The 17,151-nt window shown below is 53.3% G+C and carries 10 protein-coding genes; 5 read left to right on the forward strand and 5 right to left on the reverse strand.

The annotated features are described in order from the left end of the window. Nucleotides 1-16: 16 nt before the first annotated feature. The 5 genes from purL (at nt 17) to glnB (ending at nt 8,499) form a co-directional block, all read left to right on the forward strand. The gene (purL, locus tag EOS98_RS06120) at nt 17-3,904 is read left to right on the forward strand and encodes a phosphoribosylformylglycinamidine synthase (protein ID WP_127821150.1); all 3,888 of its coding nucleotides are present in this window, start codon (nt 17-19) and stop codon (nt 3,902-3,904) included. 649 nt (nt 3,905-4,553) lie between these two features. Then, on the forward strand, nt 4,554-5,984 hold the full coding sequence (gene qseE / locus EOS98_RS06125; protein WP_126523911.1) for a two component system sensor histidine kinase QseE/GlrK: 1,431 nt from the start codon (nt 4,554-4,556) through the stop codon (nt 5,982-5,984). Nucleotide 5,985: 1 nt separating this feature from the next. Further along, nucleotides 5,986-6,750, forward strand: a complete 765-nt coding sequence (qseG, locus tag EOS98_RS06130) for a two-component system QseEF-associated lipoprotein QseG (RefSeq protein ID WP_001054239.1) — start codon at nt 5,986-5,988, stop codon at nt 6,748-6,750. After that, on the forward strand, nt 6,750-8,084 hold the full coding sequence (gene glrR, locus EOS98_RS06135) for a two-component system response regulator GlrR (RefSeq protein ID WP_024131115.1): 1,335 nt from the start codon (nt 6,750-6,752) through the stop codon (nt 8,082-8,084). The genes qseG and glrR overlap by 1 nt, the downstream gene beginning before the upstream one ends. 76 nt (nt 8,085-8,160) lie before the next feature. Further along, complete coding sequence (glnB, locus tag EOS98_RS06140) at nt 8,161-8,499, forward strand: nitrogen regulatory protein P-II (protein WP_000717694.1); 339 nt, start codon at nt 8,161-8,163, stop codon at nt 8,497-8,499. A gap of 48 nt (nt 8,500-8,547) precedes the next feature. Here the strand turns inward: glnB and EOS98_RS06145 are convergent, their stop codons facing one another. From EOS98_RS06145 to hmpA, 5 genes are all read right to left on the reverse strand, one after another. After that, complete coding sequence (locus EOS98_RS06145) at nt 8,548-10,008, reverse strand: oligopeptide:H+ symporter (protein WP_127821151.1); 1,461 nt, start codon at nt 10,006-10,008, stop codon at nt 8,548-8,550. Between the two features lie 55 nt (nt 10,009-10,063). After that, complete coding sequence (gene cadA, locus EOS98_RS06150; protein ID WP_001100652.1) at nt 10,064-12,208, reverse strand: lysine decarboxylase CadA; 2,145 nt, start codon at nt 12,206-12,208, stop codon at nt 10,064-10,066. Nucleotides 12,209-12,290: 82 nt separating this feature from the next. Beyond that, nucleotides 12,291-13,622, reverse strand: coding sequence for a cadaverine/lysine antiporter (gene cadB, locus EOS98_RS06155; protein WP_000100008.1), 1,332 nt, complete (start codon nt 13,620-13,622; stop codon nt 12,291-12,293). Nucleotides 13,623-13,982: 360 nt separating this feature from the next. Next, entirely contained in the window at nt 13,983-15,524 is a 1,542-nt protein-coding gene (cadC, locus tag EOS98_RS06160; RefSeq protein ID WP_001727744.1) for a lysine decarboxylation/transport transcriptional activator CadC, read from the reverse strand. Between the two features lie 181 nt (nt 15,525-15,705). Then, nucleotides 15,706-16,896 carry an NO-inducible flavohemoprotein gene (hmpA, locus tag EOS98_RS06165; RefSeq protein ID WP_061424906.1) on the reverse strand — a complete coding sequence of 397 codons (1,191 nt, stop codon included), beginning with the start codon at nt 16,894-16,896 and terminating at the stop codon, nt 15,706-15,708. Nucleotides 16,897-17,151 lie beyond the last annotated feature (255 nt).

Below are 17,151 nucleotides of genomic sequence, written 5' to 3' on the forward strand. Positions count from 1 at the left end.
AGAAGACGAGAGACTTATGATGGAAATTCTGCGTGGTTCGCCTGCACTGTCTGCATTCCGTATCAATAAACTGCTGGCGCGCTTTCAGGCTGCCAACCTCCAGGTCCACAATATATACGCTGAGTATGTCCATTTTGCTGACCTGAACGCCCCGTTAAATGATAGCGAGCAGGCGCAGCTTACCCGTCTGCTGCAATACGGCCCGGCGCTTAGCAGCCATACGCCGGCGGGTAAACTCCTGTTGGTCACACCGCGTCCTGGTACCATCTCCCCCTGGTCTTCAAAAGCAACGGATATCGCCCACAACTGCGGCCTGCAACAGGTTGATCGTCTGGAGCGTGGCGTAGCGTACTATATCGAGGCTTCGACGTTGACGGCGGAACAGTGGCGACAAGTGGCCGCAGAGCTGCACGACCGTATGATGGAGACGGTGTTCTCTTCTTTAACCGATGCGGAAAAACTGTTTATCCACCATCAGCCTGCGCCGGTTTCCAGTGTCGATCTGCTGGGAGAAGGCCGTCAGGCGTTAATTGACGCCAACCTGCGTCTTGGTCTGGCGCTGGCGGAAGATGAAATCGACTATTTGCAGGAGGCGTTTACCAAACTGGGACGCAACCCGAACGATATCGAATTGTACATGTTCGCCCAGGCGAACTCCGAGCACTGCCGCCACAAGATTTTTAATGCCGACTGGATTATCGACGGTAAACCGCAGCCGAAGTCGCTGTTTAAAATGATTAAAAACACCTTCGAAACCACGCCGGACTATGTGCTCTCTGCCTATAAAGACAATGCCGCGGTGATGGAAGGATCTGCGGTGGGGCGCTACTTCGCCGATCACAATACTGGCCGTTACGATTTTCATCAGGAGCCCGCGCACATTCTGATGAAGGTCGAAACGCATAACCACCCAACCGCCATCTCTCCGTGGCCGGGGGCGGCAACCGGTTCCGGCGGCGAAATTCGTGATGAAGGCGCCACCGGGCGTGGCGCGAAACCAAAAGCCGGGCTGGTGGGCTTCTCCGTTTCCAACCTGCGTATTCCGGGCTTTGAACAGCCGTGGGAAGAGGATTTTGGCAAGCCGGAACGTATTGTCACCGCGCTGGATATCATGACCGAAGGCCCGCTGGGCGGCGCGGCGTTTAACAACGAATTTGGTCGCCCGGCGCTGACCGGTTACTTCCGTACCTACGAAGAGAAAGTGAACAGCCACAACGGCGAAGAGCTGCGCGGCTACCATAAGCCGATCATGCTGGCGGGCGGGATCGGTAATATTCGCGCCGATCACGTGCAGAAAGGCGAGATCGTCGTGGGCGCGAAGCTGATCGTCCTTGGCGGCCCGGCGATGAATATCGGCCTCGGCGGCGGCGCGGCATCGTCAATGGCTTCCGGCCAGTCTGATGCGGATCTCGATTTTGCCTCTGTTCAGCGCGATAACCCGGAAATGGAACGCCGCTGCCAGGAAGTGATCGACCGCTGCTGGCAGTTGGGTGACGCTAACCCAATCTTGTTTATCCATGATGTGGGCGCGGGCGGTCTCTCCAACGCCATGCCGGAGCTGGTGAGCGACGGCGGGCGCGGCGGGAAATTCGAACTGCGCGACATTCTTAGCGACGAGCCGGGCATGAGCCCGCTGGAAATCTGGTGTAACGAATCCCAGGAGCGCTATGTGCTGGCGGTCGCGGCTGACCAGTTGCCGCTGTTCGACGAACTGTGTAAGCGCGAACGCGCGCCGTATGCGGTCATTGGCGACGCTACCGAAGAACAGCATCTCTCGTTGCATGATAACCATTTCGACAATCAGCCGATCGATCTACCGCTGGATGTCCTGCTGGGCAAAACGCCGAAAATGACCCGCGATGTGCAAACATTGAAGGCGAAAGGCGATGCGCTGAACCGCGCGGATATCACGATTGCCGACGCGGTAAATCGTGTTCTGCATCTGCCGACCGTGGCGGAAAAAACCTTCCTTGTCACTATTGGCGACCGTACCGTCACCGGTATGGTGGCGCGTGACCAGATGGTTGGCCCGTGGCAGGTTCCGGTGGCTGACTGTGCGGTCACTACCGCCAGCCTCGACAGCTACTACGGCGAAGCGATGTCGATTGGCGAGCGCGCGCCGGTGGCGCTGCTGGACTTTGCCGCTTCCGCCCGTCTGGCCGTCGGTGAAGCGTTGACTAACATTGCCGCGACGCAGATTGGCGATATCAAGCGCATTAAGCTTTCTGCTAACTGGATGGCGGCAGCCGGTCATCCTGGCGAAGATGCCGGTTTGTATGACGCGGTTAAAGCGGTGGGAGAGGAACTCTGTCCGCAGCTTGGCCTGACGATTCCGGTGGGCAAAGATTCGATGTCGATGAAAACCCGCTGGCAGGAAGGTAACGAACAGCGCGAAATGACCTCGCCGCTGTCGCTGGTGATTTCCGCGTTTGCCCGCGTGGAAGACGTGCGTCACACCCTTACGCCGCAGCTGTCAACGGAAGATAACGCCTTGCTGCTGATCGATCTTGGCAAGGGCCACAACGCGCTGGGCGCAACGGCGCTGGCGCAGGTCTATCGTCAGCTTGGCGACAAACCCGCGGACGTGCGTGACGTCGCGCAACTGAAAGGCTTCTATGACGTCATGCAGGCGCTGGTCGCTGCGCGTAAATTACTGGCCTGGCACGACCGTTCCGACGGCGGTCTGCTGGTGACGCTGGCCGAGATGGCCTTTGCCGGCCACTGCGGCGTGCAGGTCGATATCGCCGCGCTGGGCGATGACCATCTGGCCGCACTGTTCAACGAGGAGCTGGGCGGCGTGATTCAGGTACGCGCTGAAGACAGAGACGCGGTCGAAGCGCTGTTGGCGCAGTACGGCCTTGCTGACTGCGTCCACTACCTTGGTCAGGCCCTGGCTGGCGATCGCTTTGTGATTACCGCTAATGACCAGACGGTATTCAGCGAAAGCCGCACTACGCTGCGTGTCTGGTGGGCGGAAACCACCTGGCAGATGCAGCGTCTGCGCGACAATCCGCAATGTGCTGACCAGGAACACGAGGCGAAAGCGAATGATGCCGATCCGGGCCTCAACGTGAAGCTGTCGTTTGATATTAATGAAGATATCGCCGCGCCGTACATTGCGACAGGCGCACGACCGAAAGTCGCTGTACTGCGCGAGCAGGGGGTGAACTCTCACGTGGAGATGGCGGCGGCGTTCCATCGTGCGGGCTTTGACGCGATTGACGTCCATATGAGCGACCTGCTGGGCGGTCGTATCGGTCTGGGCAATTTCCATGCGCTGGTGGCTTGCGGCGGCTTTTCCTACGGCGACGTGCTGGGGGCGGGCGAAGGCTGGGCGAAATCCATTCTGTTTAACCATCGGGTGCGCGACGAATTCGAAACCTTCTTCCATCGTCCGCAGACGCTGGCGCTGGGCGTGTGCAACGGTTGCCAGATGATGTCGAATCTGCGCGAGCTGATCCCGGGCAGCGAACTGTGGCCTCGTTTTGTACGTAACCATTCTGACCGCTTCGAAGCCCGCTTCAGCCTGGTGGAAGTGACGCAAAGCCCATCGCTGCTGCTGCAAGGAATGGTAGGCTCACAGATGCCGATTGCGGTTTCCCATGGGGAAGGGCGCGTTGAGGTGCGTGACGATGCGCATCTTGCCGCGCTTGAGAGCAAAGGCCTGGTCGCTCTGCGCTACGTTGATAACTTTGGTAAGGTGACCGAAACCTATCCGGCTAACCCGAACGGTTCGCCGAACGGCATCACGGCGGTGACGACCGAAAACGGTCGGGTGACGATTATGATGCCGCATCCGGAACGCGTATTCCGCACCGTCGCCAACTCCTGGCACCCGGAAAATTGGGGCGAAGATAGCCCGTGGATGCGTATCTTCCGTAATGCGCGTAAGCAGCTTGGTTAATTAGCCCGATAGCCATTAAGCCCCTCTTCACGAGGGGCTTTTTTGTAGACGGCGCTTATCAGGCCCACGGGGAAGCGCGGTTGAAGCTACCGTCTTGAACGTCAAGCGGTAGGCCGGACAAGGCGTTTACGCCGCCATCCGGCAATAAACTAGTGCTTATGCCGCAAGATTAAAGTGTCGGGAAATCCCGACATGAGTGGGGGATAGGTTGTCGCCAAAAAGAGACATTTAACTATTTGATTTTAAATTGTTTTATTTTTAGGTGTTGCAGGTGTTGCTGATTGGCGACAGAAAGGGCAAAAAACAGACAGAGCCATTTTTAGCATGAATAACGATATTTTTCATATCTATCATTGTGTTAACAAAGTCTTTTGAATGTTGGCACAATTACTGCATAATGGTAACCAGTGGCTCATTCACCTTCTTATGTCAGCCCCTTAGGGACGCGCTACATAAACTTCGAATGACGCACAACAAGGTGCCTGCCGTCCAACTTCTGATAATAGCGTAGCTTTATCAACCTCCGGGCGAAACGTCGAGTTAGGCACCGCCTTATTCCATAACAAAGCCGGGTTTAGCCCGGCTTTGTTGTATCTGGCGCTTCCCTCGGTTAGCATCTTTTTTATTCTTCTTTTATGTGAGCGACACGTTGAAGCGCTGGTCTGTTTTCCCCCGTTCTTTACGACAATTGGTCATGCTGGCCTTTTTGCTGATCCTGCTGCCGTTGCTGGTTCTGGCCTGGCAGGCGTGGCAAAGCCTTAACGCGTTAAGCGATCAGGCTGCGGTGACTAACCGCAGCACGCTTATTGACGCCCGACGCAGCGAGGCGATGACCAACGTCGCGCTGGAGATGGAGCGAAGCTACCGACAGTATTGCGTGCTTGACGATCCGACGCTGGCAAAAGTGTATCAAAGCCAGCGTAAGCGCTATAGCGATATGCTGGACGCCCATGCCGGCGTCTTGCCGGATGATAAGTTGTATCAGGCGTTACGCCAGGATTTAAACGCGCTGGCGCAATTGCAGTGTAAAGATAGCGGCCCGGAAGCGGCAGCGGCCGCGCGCCTGGAGGCCTTTGCCAACGCGAATACGGAAATGGTGCAGGCGACGCGTACTGTGGTTTACTCGCGCGGGCAGCAGTTACAACAAGAAATCGCCGAGCGCGGACAATTTTTCGGCTGGCAGGCGCTGGTGCTATTTCTGGTGAGCCTGGCGATGGTGCTACTTTTTACCCGCATGATTATCGGGCCGGTGAAAGGAATTGAACGGATGATTAATCGCCTGGGCGAAGGCCGTTCTTTGGGGAATACCGTCACCTTTACCGGTCCGCGTGAATTACGATCGGTGGGGCAGCGCATTATCTGGCTGAGTGAGCGTCTGGCGTGGCTGGAATCCCAGCGCCATCAGTTTCTACGTCACCTGTCCCATGAGCTGAAAACCCCGCTGGCCAGTATGCGCGAGGGGACAGAGCTGCTGGCCGATCAGGTGGTTGGGCCGCTGACGCTGGAGCAAAAAGAGGTGGTCGATATTCTGGATGACAGCAGTCGTAATTTACAAAAATTGATTGAGCAATTGCTTGATTACAACCGGAAACTGGTAGACAGTGCCACAGAGCTGGAAGCGGTCGATATCGCGCCGCTTGTGGATATGGTGGTTTCCGCCCACAGTTTGCCTGCCCGCGCTAAAATGATGCATACCGATGTCGACCTGGAGGCCGAACGCTGCATAGCAGAGCCCATGTTGCTGATGAGCGTGCTGGATAATCTCTATTCCAACGCGGTGCACTATGGCGCTGAATCCGGTAACATTTGTATCCGTAGTCGCTCTCAGGGCTCCACGGTTTATATCGATGTGGTTAATAGCGGCGAACCGATTCCGCAAACCGAAAGAGAAATGATTTTTGAGCCTTTTTTCCAGGGAAGCCACCAGCGAAAAGGGGCGGTAAAAGGCAGTGGGTTAGGGCTGAGTATCGCCAGAGATTGTATTCGTCGAATGCAGGGAGAGATCCAACTGGTGGATGACAACGCGCAGGAAGTCTGTTTTCGCATCTCGCTGCCATTGCCTGCATCTGACAAACACTAATATGAATTTAAGCCTGGTGCGTATGTCACACGTTTTCGTCCAAACTATTAAACGATGCCTTTTGCGGTGGGGAATACCGGTGGGCATATCGTGTCTGGCGCTGACCGCATGTGTTCCCCATGCTTCACAGCAACTGCCCGGTAGCGCAGCGCAGGACACGCTCCCCCATTATCAACTGGCGGATTATCTCCCGACGGCGTGCGCGGATATCTGGTCGCTACGCGGGCAGGCGGTAGAGACGAATCCGCTGTACTGGCTACGCACGATTGACTGCGCCGATCGTCTGATGCCGGTTCAGTCGCGCGCAGAGGCGCGCGCGTTGACGGATGATAACTGGCAAAATGCCTTCAGGCGCGGGATTTTACTGGCGGATGCAAAAATTACGCCGCCGGAGCGGCGCGCCATCGTGACCCGTCTGGAGGCGTTAAGCGCGCAAATACCGGCTCAGGTACGGCCCGTCTACCAAATCTGGCATGACGGTCAGGCGCTGCAATTAGCACTTTCTGCCGAACGTCAGCGTTATAGCAAACTCCAGCAAACGTCAGATAGTGAGCTGGATGCGCTGCGTCAGCAGCAACAGGCCTTGCAAACGCAGCTCGATCTTACCACCCGTAAGCTGGAGAGTTTAACCGATATTGAGCGCCAGCTTTCGACACGAAAACCGGCAGGGAATTACAACGCCGATACGCCGCATACGAATGACAAACCCGCGACGTCTGAAGATGGCGCGGCGCCGTCGCCGTCACAAGATGAGGTAACGCCATGATAAGCCGTAAACCGGCGCACCTGCTGCTGGTCGATGACGATCCCGGATTACTGAAATTGCTCGGTATGCGCCTGACCAGTGAAGGATACAGTGTAGTGACCGCAGAGAGCGGCCAGGAAGGACTGCGGGTACTGCATCGGGAAAAAGTGGATCTGGTAATAAGCGACCTGCGCATGGATGAAATGGATGGTATGCAACTGTTCACAGAAATTCAGAAAGTACAGCCGGGAATGCCGGTTATCATTCTGACGGCGCATGGTTCCATTCCGGATGCGGTGGCCGCTACCCAGAAAGGCGTATTCAGCTTTTTGACGAAGCCGATCGACAGAGACGCGTTATATAAAGCGATAGATGAAGCGCTGGAACAGTCCGCTCCCGCGACGGACGATAGCTGGCGCAACGCTATCGTTACCCGTAGCCCGCTGATGCTGCGACTGCTTGAACAGGCGCGCATGGTCGCGCAGTCGGATGTCAGCGTATTGATTAACGGACAAAGCGGCACCGGAAAAGAGATTTTCGCACAGGCGATTCATAATGCCAGCCCGCGCAGTAACAAGCCGTTTGTCGCCATCAACTGCGGCGCGTTGCCGGAACAGTTGCTGGAGTCCGAATTATTCGGCCATGCGCGCGGCGCCTTTACCGGCGCAGTGAGCAATCGTGAAGGGTTGTTCCAGGCGGCGGAAGGCGGCACGCTGTTTCTGGATGAAATTGGCGATATGCCCGCGCCGTTACAGGTGAAGCTGCTGCGGGTGTTACAGGAGCGCAAAGTCAGGCCGCTGGGCAGCAATCGCGATATTGATATCGATGTGCGAATTATTTCCGCGACGCACCGCGATCTGCCGAAGGCGATGGCGCGGGGCGAATTTCGTGAAGATTTGTACTACCGGCTGAATGTCGTGAGCCTGAAAATTCCGGCGCTGGCGGAGCGTACCGAAGATATTCCGCTGCTGGCTAATCATCTGCTCAGACAGTCGGCACAGCGGCATAAACCGTTTGTTCGCGCCTTTTCTACTGATGCAATGAAACGGCTGATGACGGCAAGCTGGCCGGGCAACGTGCGCCAACTGGTCAACGTCATTGAACAATGCGTGGCGTTAACCTCTTCGCCGGTGATCAGCGATGCGTTGGTCGAGCAGGCGCTGGAAGGCGAAAACACCGCGCTGCCAACTTTTGCCGAAGCGCGAAACCAATTTGAACTGAACTATCTGCGCAAGTTACTGCAAATTACCAAAGGTAACGTGACGCACGCGGCAAGGATGGCGGGGCGCAACCGCACGGAATTCTATAAGCTACTCTCCCGTCACGAACTGGATGCGAATGATTTCAAAGAGTAGTTTTCATGCCGTAAAGTAGCGCGAAATATGTTACGTTTAACCGATCAAAACACAGGCGACCTTTTCAAGGAATAGCATGAAAAAGATTGATGCGATTATTAAACCCTTCAAGCTGGACGATGTCCGTGAAGCGCTGGCCGAGGTAGGTATTACCGGCATGACGGTCACCGAAGTCAAAGGCTTTGGCCGTCAAAAAGGCCACACCGAGCTGTATCGCGGCGCGGAATATATGGTGGATTTTCTGCCGAAGGTAAAAATTGAAATCGTTGTGCCTGACGACATCGTGGATACCTGTGTTGACACCATCATTCGTACCGCGCAGACGGGGAAAATCGGCGACGGTAAGATCTTTGTCTTTGATGTCGCCCGCGTTATTCGTATCCGTACTGGCGAAGAAGACGACGCGGCTATCTGATGTGCCGATTCGCTGCCCGTCTCCTCCTTGTGGGCAGCGAACCACCGTTTAATTGCCCTGCGGTAGCGCCGATGTAGTCCGGGTGCAAACCCATCTCAGGCCGACAATGGCGACGATCAGCGCCACGCAACTTAGCGTCCACTCGCCCATTTGCGCGAAAAAGTGTCCGTAGGCGGCTACCGCCGTATCACTAATTTGCGATTCCGTGGTTTGTTGCGCGACGACGCCAGCCAGCCAGTTAGCGACCGCGCCGGTCGCCAGCATATAAATACCGGTTAGTACGCCCGTGACGCCAGGCAGATTGAGGCGGGTAATTTGCGCCATCGCGACCGGATCAATAAACAGCTCCGCAAAGCCCATCAGCACCAGCCCTGCAATCATCATTCCCATTGATGCCTGCCCGTCTAACCGGGCCTGATGCGCGTTTAGCGCCAGCAGCATAAAACCGCCGCCCATTAATACCAGCCCCACGGCAAATTTAAGCCAGACGCGCAGCACCGAGCGGGCGCTCTCTTTCGGGCTGCTCAGCCACGCCAGCACCACGCCCGCCGCCATCACCGCAATCGCATTGACCGACTGGAACAATGCGGTGGGGACGGTCATATTCAGCCAGTGGCGGTTGACAAAACGGTCGATGAATAAACTGATCGAACTTCCGCCCTGCTGCGCCAGAACCCAAAAGAGAGTGCCGGTGATCATTAACAGAACGATTTGCCACAAGGCGCGACGGTGTTCGGGAAATTTAACCATAATACGGGCGATAAGTTGCGCCGCAAAGACGCAGACAATGGCCAGCACATAGCCAGACCAGTTATTTTCCAGCAGGAGGGTGAAGAATACCGGCGCGATACACAGCATTAATACCAGCCAACCCCAGGTTGGAAGGGCGAATTTAACCGCCCGCAGCGCGGGGCGATTAACACCGCGCGTCTGCTGAAAGTGGCGATGACCGCTTAAAAAGATGAGCAGGCCGATGAACATTCCCACGCCCGCCAGCGCAAAGCCGACATGCCAGCCATACCACTGCGCCGCCAGACCACAGGCGATCGGCGCGGCTATCGATCCAATATTCCCGGCGGCGTAGAGCAGCGAGAATCCCCCGTCGCGGCGGTTGTCATCAGGGGCGTAAAGTTCGCCCAGCAGACAGCTAATATTGGATTTAAACAAGCCGTAGCCGCAGATAATAATGGCCAGCGCCGCATATAAACTCAGCGTTGAATCAGATTCTAAGCCCAATACCACATGACCCAGCGTCATCAATAAGGCGCCGGTGATAACCGCCACGCGGTTGCCAAGCAGGCGGTCGGCAAGCCAGCCGCCAAGAATAGGGGTAACGTAAACTAAAGAGGCGTAGGCGCTGAAGAGGTTGATCGCGTGGCTGTCATTAAAACCAAGCTGGTGGGTAAGATAAAGGATGAGTAAGGCACGCATGCCGTAAAAGCTGAAGTATTCCCAAATTTGAATCGCCACGATGTAAAAAATCGCGCGCGGTTGTGAGGGTGTTTTCATAAAGTCTCCTTGCTGCGTGAAAAAAGGGAAGTGGCAAGCCACTTCCCTTTGGTACTTATTTCGTATTTTCTTTCAGCACCTTAACGGTGTAACGTCCGTCTGCCTGACGATAGGCGCCGTGGATATCGGTTTCGAAGCCCGGATAGTGGGCGCCGATTTCGCACAGCATTTGCAGGAATTCCAGTACCGGACGGCTTTCCTCGGTGATCATTTCACCAGGCATCACCAGCGGCACTCCCGGAGGGTAAGGAAGGATCATGTTGGCGTTGACGCGACCAACCATCTCTTCAAGATACACCTCTTCCGTTTCGCCATGCAGCTCTTTCTGGAACGCAGTATACGGCGTCATCACCATTTTCGGCAGCACTTCGAACGCACGGTACATTAAGTCCGGCAGATTATGATGTTCGACCAGTTTATGAATATTCTGCGCCAGTTCCTGGATGCGCATATTTTCATAAAACTCAGGCGCTTCGCGATACAGTGCCGGCAGAATGTTTTTGACGCGCAGGTTCAGGTCAAAGGCGCGTTTAAATTCAGTGAGCGCGCGCAGCAGGCTCAGAGCTTTGGTTTTGTCGATACCAATGCTGAACAGGAACAGCAGGTTGTATGGACCGGTTTTTTCTACGATGATGCCGCGTTCATCGAGATATTTGGCGACCAGACTTGCCGGAATACCGAACTCATCCATCGTACCGTCTTTCTTCATCCCCGGCGTCAGGATAGTGACTTTGATCGGGTCGAGGTACATGTGTTCGTTATCGATATTTTTGAAGCCATGCCATGCGCTATCTGAACGCAGCGGCCAGCACTCAGCTCCATCGATATGTTCCGGCTGCCATACGTCAAAGAACCAGCCGTCAGATTCGCTTTTCAGGCGTTTAATTTCTTTACGGAATTTAATCGCACGTTCAATAGAGCCGTTAATCAGGCGTTTACCCGCATTACCTTTCATCATCGCCGCTGCGGTTTCAGTAGACGCTACGATACCGTAGTGCGGAGAAGTGGTGGTATGCATCATGTAGGCTTCGTTAAAGGTTTCTTCGTTAATGTCGCCTTTAACATGAATCATGGATGCCTGTGAAAACGCCGCCAGCAGTTTATGCGTGGACTGGGTTTCATAAATGATTTTGCCTTCTACACGGTCGCCGCTCATACCGCATTTACCCTGATAAATAGGGGAGAAATTGGTATAAGGCACCCAGGCGGAGTCAAAATGAATGGACTTCACATCCAGAGTTTTCTTGATGTAGTCAGTGTTATACAACAGACCGTCATAGGTTGAGTTAGTAATAACAGCATGGACCGGCCAGGTTGCGTTAGGCGTCTCTTTTACCCGTTTAGCGATAGTGGCGTGCTGGAACTCGCTTTGCGGAATACCGCCAAGAATACCGTAGGCGTTACGGGTTGGGCGGAAATAAATCGGCGTAATGTCGCTCATCATCATCAGATGGGTCAGCGATTTATGGCAGTTACGGTCAATCAGTACCGTGCTGCCTGCCGGCGCGGAGTACATACCGACGATTTTGTTCGCCGTAGAGGTGCCGTTCGTCACCATGTAGCTACGTTCGGCGTTAAAGACGCGGGCGATATACTCTTCCGCTTCTTTATGCGGGCCGGAGTGGTCCAGCAGCGAACCCAGTTCGGAAACGGAAATCGAAATATCGGATTTCATCGTGTTCGGGCCGAAGAAATCATAAAAGATGCTGCCGACGGGGCTTTTCTGGAAAGCGGTCCCGCCCATGTGGCCAGGCGTACAGAAAGTATATTTCCCTTCGCGCACATATTTGAACAACGCTTTTGTCAGCGGCGGCAGAATATTGTCGATGTATTCATCGGTATTCTGGCGAATTTTCGCCGCGATATCGGCTGCGGCGCCTAAAGCATATTCAAAGAAGCGAACCTGCATTCTCAGATCGTTGAGGCTGACGTCCAGCGTAGAGTAGCTGTTGGCGAAGGCGTACAGCGGCATATACTCGTTCAGCTTGCTAATCTCTTCGCAAAGCTCAAGGTTATATTTATCCCAGTCGAAAATGACGCCGCAAAGGCGGGAGTTATTTTCAATCAGCTTCAGCAGGTCTTCTCGGTCGTTTGGATAGACGATACGGAAATTTAAACCTTCCAGTGCACGATGCAGTTCACGAATAGGCTCTTCTTTAAAGTAGACGCCCATGTGGTTCATGATAGCAATAACGTTCATAGTCTTGTTCCTGGTAAAGTGGGCCCCTCCCGCTACGCTATAGCAGGTGACGAAAGGGGCTTTGAGAAAAAGGAGTTAGCGGTTAAAGCGCTTCAGCCGTATTGTTGTCGCTGTCGTTGTTCTGGCGCTGGTGCATTTTGCGACCGTAGAACATCAGGATGATCAGACTGACGATAAAGGTGCCGGAGAGTTCGAAGGAGCTGGCGCCCATCAGTGCGATGAAGCAAAATGCGCAGCCCAGTACAGAACAAATCAGGCTTACCGAGTTACGGATGTTGAACCCTTCGAAGCGAATCAGGTCAACACAGGAGTAGAAGTACGGCAGCATGGTAAGCAGTACGGCAATCCCGGTCAGTTCGCCGAACAGGTCGGACGCTTTACCGCCGCTGGAGTTCATGATGGTGATCAGAATCATCAGCGCCGTCATTTTCACCGCAGCCAACAGCAGACCTTTTTTCGGAATACCGTTTTTATCCATTTCACCGTAAATTTTCGGGAAGTTGCCGTCGTTGGCGGCGCGAACCCCAGCCTGGCCGACCAGCATCATCCAGGAGCCCAGAGACGTCAGGCAGGCGAAAGCGGTAAAGGCGGAAACCAGCGGCGCAGCCCAGCCACCCAGAATCGTGGAGGTACTGATAGCGAACGGCGCGCCGGAAGAGGCCATAACGGAAGCTGGGAACATCCCGGCGATAACCTGAGTCGCGGCGATATAGATGATGCCTGCCAGCGCGGTACCCAGCATGGTTGCCAGCGGTACGGTGCGTTTCGGGTTTTTCACCATGCCGGTGCTGACGGCGGCAGACTCAACGCCAACGAACGCCCACAGGCAGAGCAGAATACTTTTAACAATGGCGTGAGAGTCGGTCGTCGTGGACGTGTTCCAGTTCGCGTGATAGGTCGCGATATCGAACCAATGCCAGCCGGCGACTGCGGTCAAGACTACCGGGATCAGCACCAGGAATAGGCCAATCGTTGTCAAGCGGCTGACCCAGGCCCCACCCAGCATATTAATAAAGGTGAACAGCCAGACGATAGCAATACAGGCAATACCTGCCGGTATTGGATTATTTAATGCCGGGAAGAATGTAGAAAGATAAGAAACAGCGGTAATACCGATGGCTAAGTTACCAATCCAGTTTGCGTGATAATAAAGAACGCCGGTCTGGAAACCAAACGCCGGAGATATTTCCCCAGCATAAGCGATAGGGCCACCCTGTTGAGGGTTTTTGGTTGCCAGCCTCGCATAAACATAAGCCAGCGACATTGCCCCAATAATAGAAATTACCCAGCCCCAGATGGCAATGCCACCAATACTGGCAAGGTTGGCGGGTAATAATGCAATCCCGCTCCCCATCATATTACCGGCAACGACGCCAGTACAGGCAAATAGCCCGATCTTTTTGACAGAACTCATGTTCATTTCTCCTGAGCTGTATTTTTAAGAACCGGGCTTATGCTTCATATATGCTGCGTGCCCGTTCAACTGTCGACAAGATTAACGAATGGGTTGAGATAAGTCCTAAAGAAAAAGTGAAATAAACACAAACATGAAAAAACTGATAGATTGATTTTTTTGAATTAACATATAAATATCATGGAAAATATCATGAAAGGATAAACATCGTTTAATTACAAAGAGTTATATTTACATTTCTTTGCGATGAACATGTTGCTAAAATTAACATAAGCTATTTTTAGCAACATGTTCTTCACAAAATAAAAGCGAAAAATTTAATATCTTTTCGCTTTTATTTGTCATGGTTCAGCGTTAAATTTAATCTTCTGCCAGAAAACTATTCAGATAAGGGACAATTTTCTGAACGGATGTCTGAAATACGCCGTTCTCGATCCAGTACAGCGTGTTTTCACCTGGACGTAAATTAAAGGCGGTCAGATAGGCATCAGCGGCCAGACGATTCTCACCTTTCATTTCGTAAACTTTCCCCAACAGGACATAGTTAAACCACGACATTTCAAGCTCGATGCTTTTATTGATTTCCTCATACGCTGCATCGATATCACCTTTGCCCAAAAGATCAACGGTCTTGATTTTATAATAAACAGACGTTTTCTCAACGCCCGGAATTTGATCTATTTTTTTAAACTCTTCGTTCAGCGCAGCCACTTGTTCTTTATCAAACGGCTGTTGTGATTGCCGTAATACATCTACCAGCACTTTATATTCATAGGCATAGTTGAAATCAGGCGTTTCCTTAATAATGCCATTCAGAATATCGCTGGCTTTACTTAGCGCCTGCGCATCGCCGCTCAGAATAAGCTGGCGCGCCTCATAAAAACGCATCAGCGCGGTATTTTGCGGCGTTCTGAACAGGGCCAGTTGTTCTCGCATACGATTAGGCCAGGGCTGTGTTAAAACGAAAGACAGGCTATTAAACAGATCATCCTGGATGGACAACTGGTTAGTATTGGTGACGAAATAACGCTTATCCAGCATGGTTGAACCATCGGCGTTATCAATGAGCACAACAGACATAAAGCACTGCTGCGCCCGATAGTGGCGCTGATTGACAAACTGAATGGTTAACGTCTTACCGGAGCTGCTTGGCTCATTGACCCGGTAATTGGTTTTATCGTGCACCATAAAGGTCGAGTAGGTGTTCAGCAGGTCGGTGATTAAGCCGCCCAGACCGATGGCGTAGGACTCCTGCGAGACCCAGTTATTACAGGAATTGCCGCCTTCAAAACGAACATCTATATCTCGTGGGTTAAGTAATAACCGCGTTTTTGTTACCGCGGCATTATGATCTACCACCGACATCACGATAAACACCACCAGCGTCGCCAGCGAGAGCAGGAACATCACCCACGTCCAGAAAGCGGCGATACGCGGCTTTTTCGCCTTTTTAGTCGGCGTTTGCAAAGAGGCGGGCGGCACAGGCGTAGCGGCAGTAACCCCCTCTGTCGGTTCTGCATTCGTTGCTGCGATCGGCGGCGGCGACGTTGATGAATTATCGATCTCATCGCTATTTTCTTCGCACCAGATAACCGGCGCCGTCAGCTTATAGCCGCGTTTAGGTACGGTAACGATGTATTCAGCATTGCTGTCTCCGCCATCTCTTAATGATTTGCGTAGTTCAGAAATGCTTTGGGTGACAACATGGTTGGTCACGATGGTGCGCATCCAGACATGATCAATAATGTTATCCCGGCTTAACACTTCATCCGGATGATGCGCAAAATACATCAGAAGATCGATCAGCCGTGGTTCAAGAGTAATCTGGCGTCCCTGACGACTGATCTGATTAACAGAAGGTGTAACCAGCCACTCTCCAATGCGTACAACAGGTTGCTGCATAAAAAGATGCCCTAACGAGCTAAGTCAAACGTTAATAATAACACGATTTGCACAGACTTTTTTTATTCCCCTTTTTTGTAAAAGAAAGGCATAAAAAGCAGCGCAATAAGCAGGAGAACGGGGAGGAAAACGGGCGTTCGCCTTAACGATAACGCCCGTTTTTTCAGAGGATTTCTTGCAATTACAGCACTTTATGCGGGCCGAAGCATTCGTAATGAATGTTTTCGTTATTCACGCCAAGTGAAACCAGTTGTTTTGCGGCAAACTGCATAAAGCCTACCGGGCCGCAAAGATAGAACTGCATTGCCGGATCGCTGATCGCGGCTTCCAGTTTGCTTAAATCCATCAGCCCTTCGCTGTCGAAGAGGCGTTGGGCGCGATCGGCCTCAGTCGGCTCGCGGTACCAGGTATGGGCAGTGAAACGCGGCAGTGTACGGCCCAGCTCGCTCACTTCGTCGGCAAACGCATGAACGTCGCCGTTTTCCGCCGCGTGGAACCAGTTCACCTGCGCGGTATGCTGTCCTTTCGCCAGCGTATCGAGCATCGCTAACATCGGCGTCTGGCCGACGCCAGCGGAAATCAGCGAAACGGGGGTATCAGCGGCGACATTCATAAAGAAGTCACCTGCCGGCGCAGCCAGATGCACCACATCGCCTACGCTGGCGTGATTGTGTAACCAGCTTGATACCTGGCCGCCGTCTTCACGCTTCACGGCAATACGATATCCTTTGCCATCGGGTTTACGGGTCAGTGAATATTGGCGGATCTCCTGATGCGCAAAACCTTCCGGCTTCAGCCAGACGCCCAGATACTGCCCGGGACGGTATTCCGCCACCGTACCGCCGTCGACCGGTTCAAACTCAAAGCTGGTGATCAGTGCGCTACGCGGGGTTTTCGCAACGATGCGGAAGGGGCGCGTGCCTTCCCAGCCGCCGTCTTTGCTGGCGTTCTCGTGATAAATCTCGGCTTCCCGATGGATAAAGACGTTAGCCAGTACGCCATAGGCTTTGCCCCACGCGTCCAGCACCTCCTGGCCCGGGTTGAACATTTCGTCCAGCGTCGCCAGCAGATGCGTCCCGACGATGTTGTACTGCTCCGGCTTAATCTGGAAGCTGGTGTGCTTCTGCGCGATTTTTTCTACCGCCGGCAGCAACGCCGGTAAATTTTCGATATTGCTGGCGTAGGCCGCGATAGCATTAAACAGGGCTTCACGCTGATCGCCGTTACGCTGGTTGCTCATATTGAAGATTTCTTTGAGCTCCGGGTTATGCGTAAACATACGGTCGTAGAAGTGGGCGGTCAGTTTCGGTCCTGTTTCAACCAGCAGGGGAATGGTGGCCTTTACTGTAGCGATGGTTTGTGCGTCAAGCATACGTGCTTCCTTTATGTGAAAATCTAATGATGTATATCAAATGCATCTTATAAAAATACCCTTGCATTGTAAATGGATCTTCTCTGCTTTACGTTATGGATGTAACAACGTGAAAAATCTGCATCACAAAGCTGAAAAGAAATCCGTTGAAATTCGTCAGACTCTCGTTCAGGAAACCCTTATCTGACGCACAGGTAATCGTTTGCGTAAAAACCTTTGTCAAGACCTGTTATCGAAGAATGATTCGGTTATACT

Source organism: Salmonella sp. SSDFZ69 (assembly GCF_004010755.1).
In the GTDB taxonomy this organism is placed as follows: Bacteria; Pseudomonadota; Gammaproteobacteria; order Enterobacterales; family Enterobacteriaceae; genus Salmonella; species Salmonella enterica.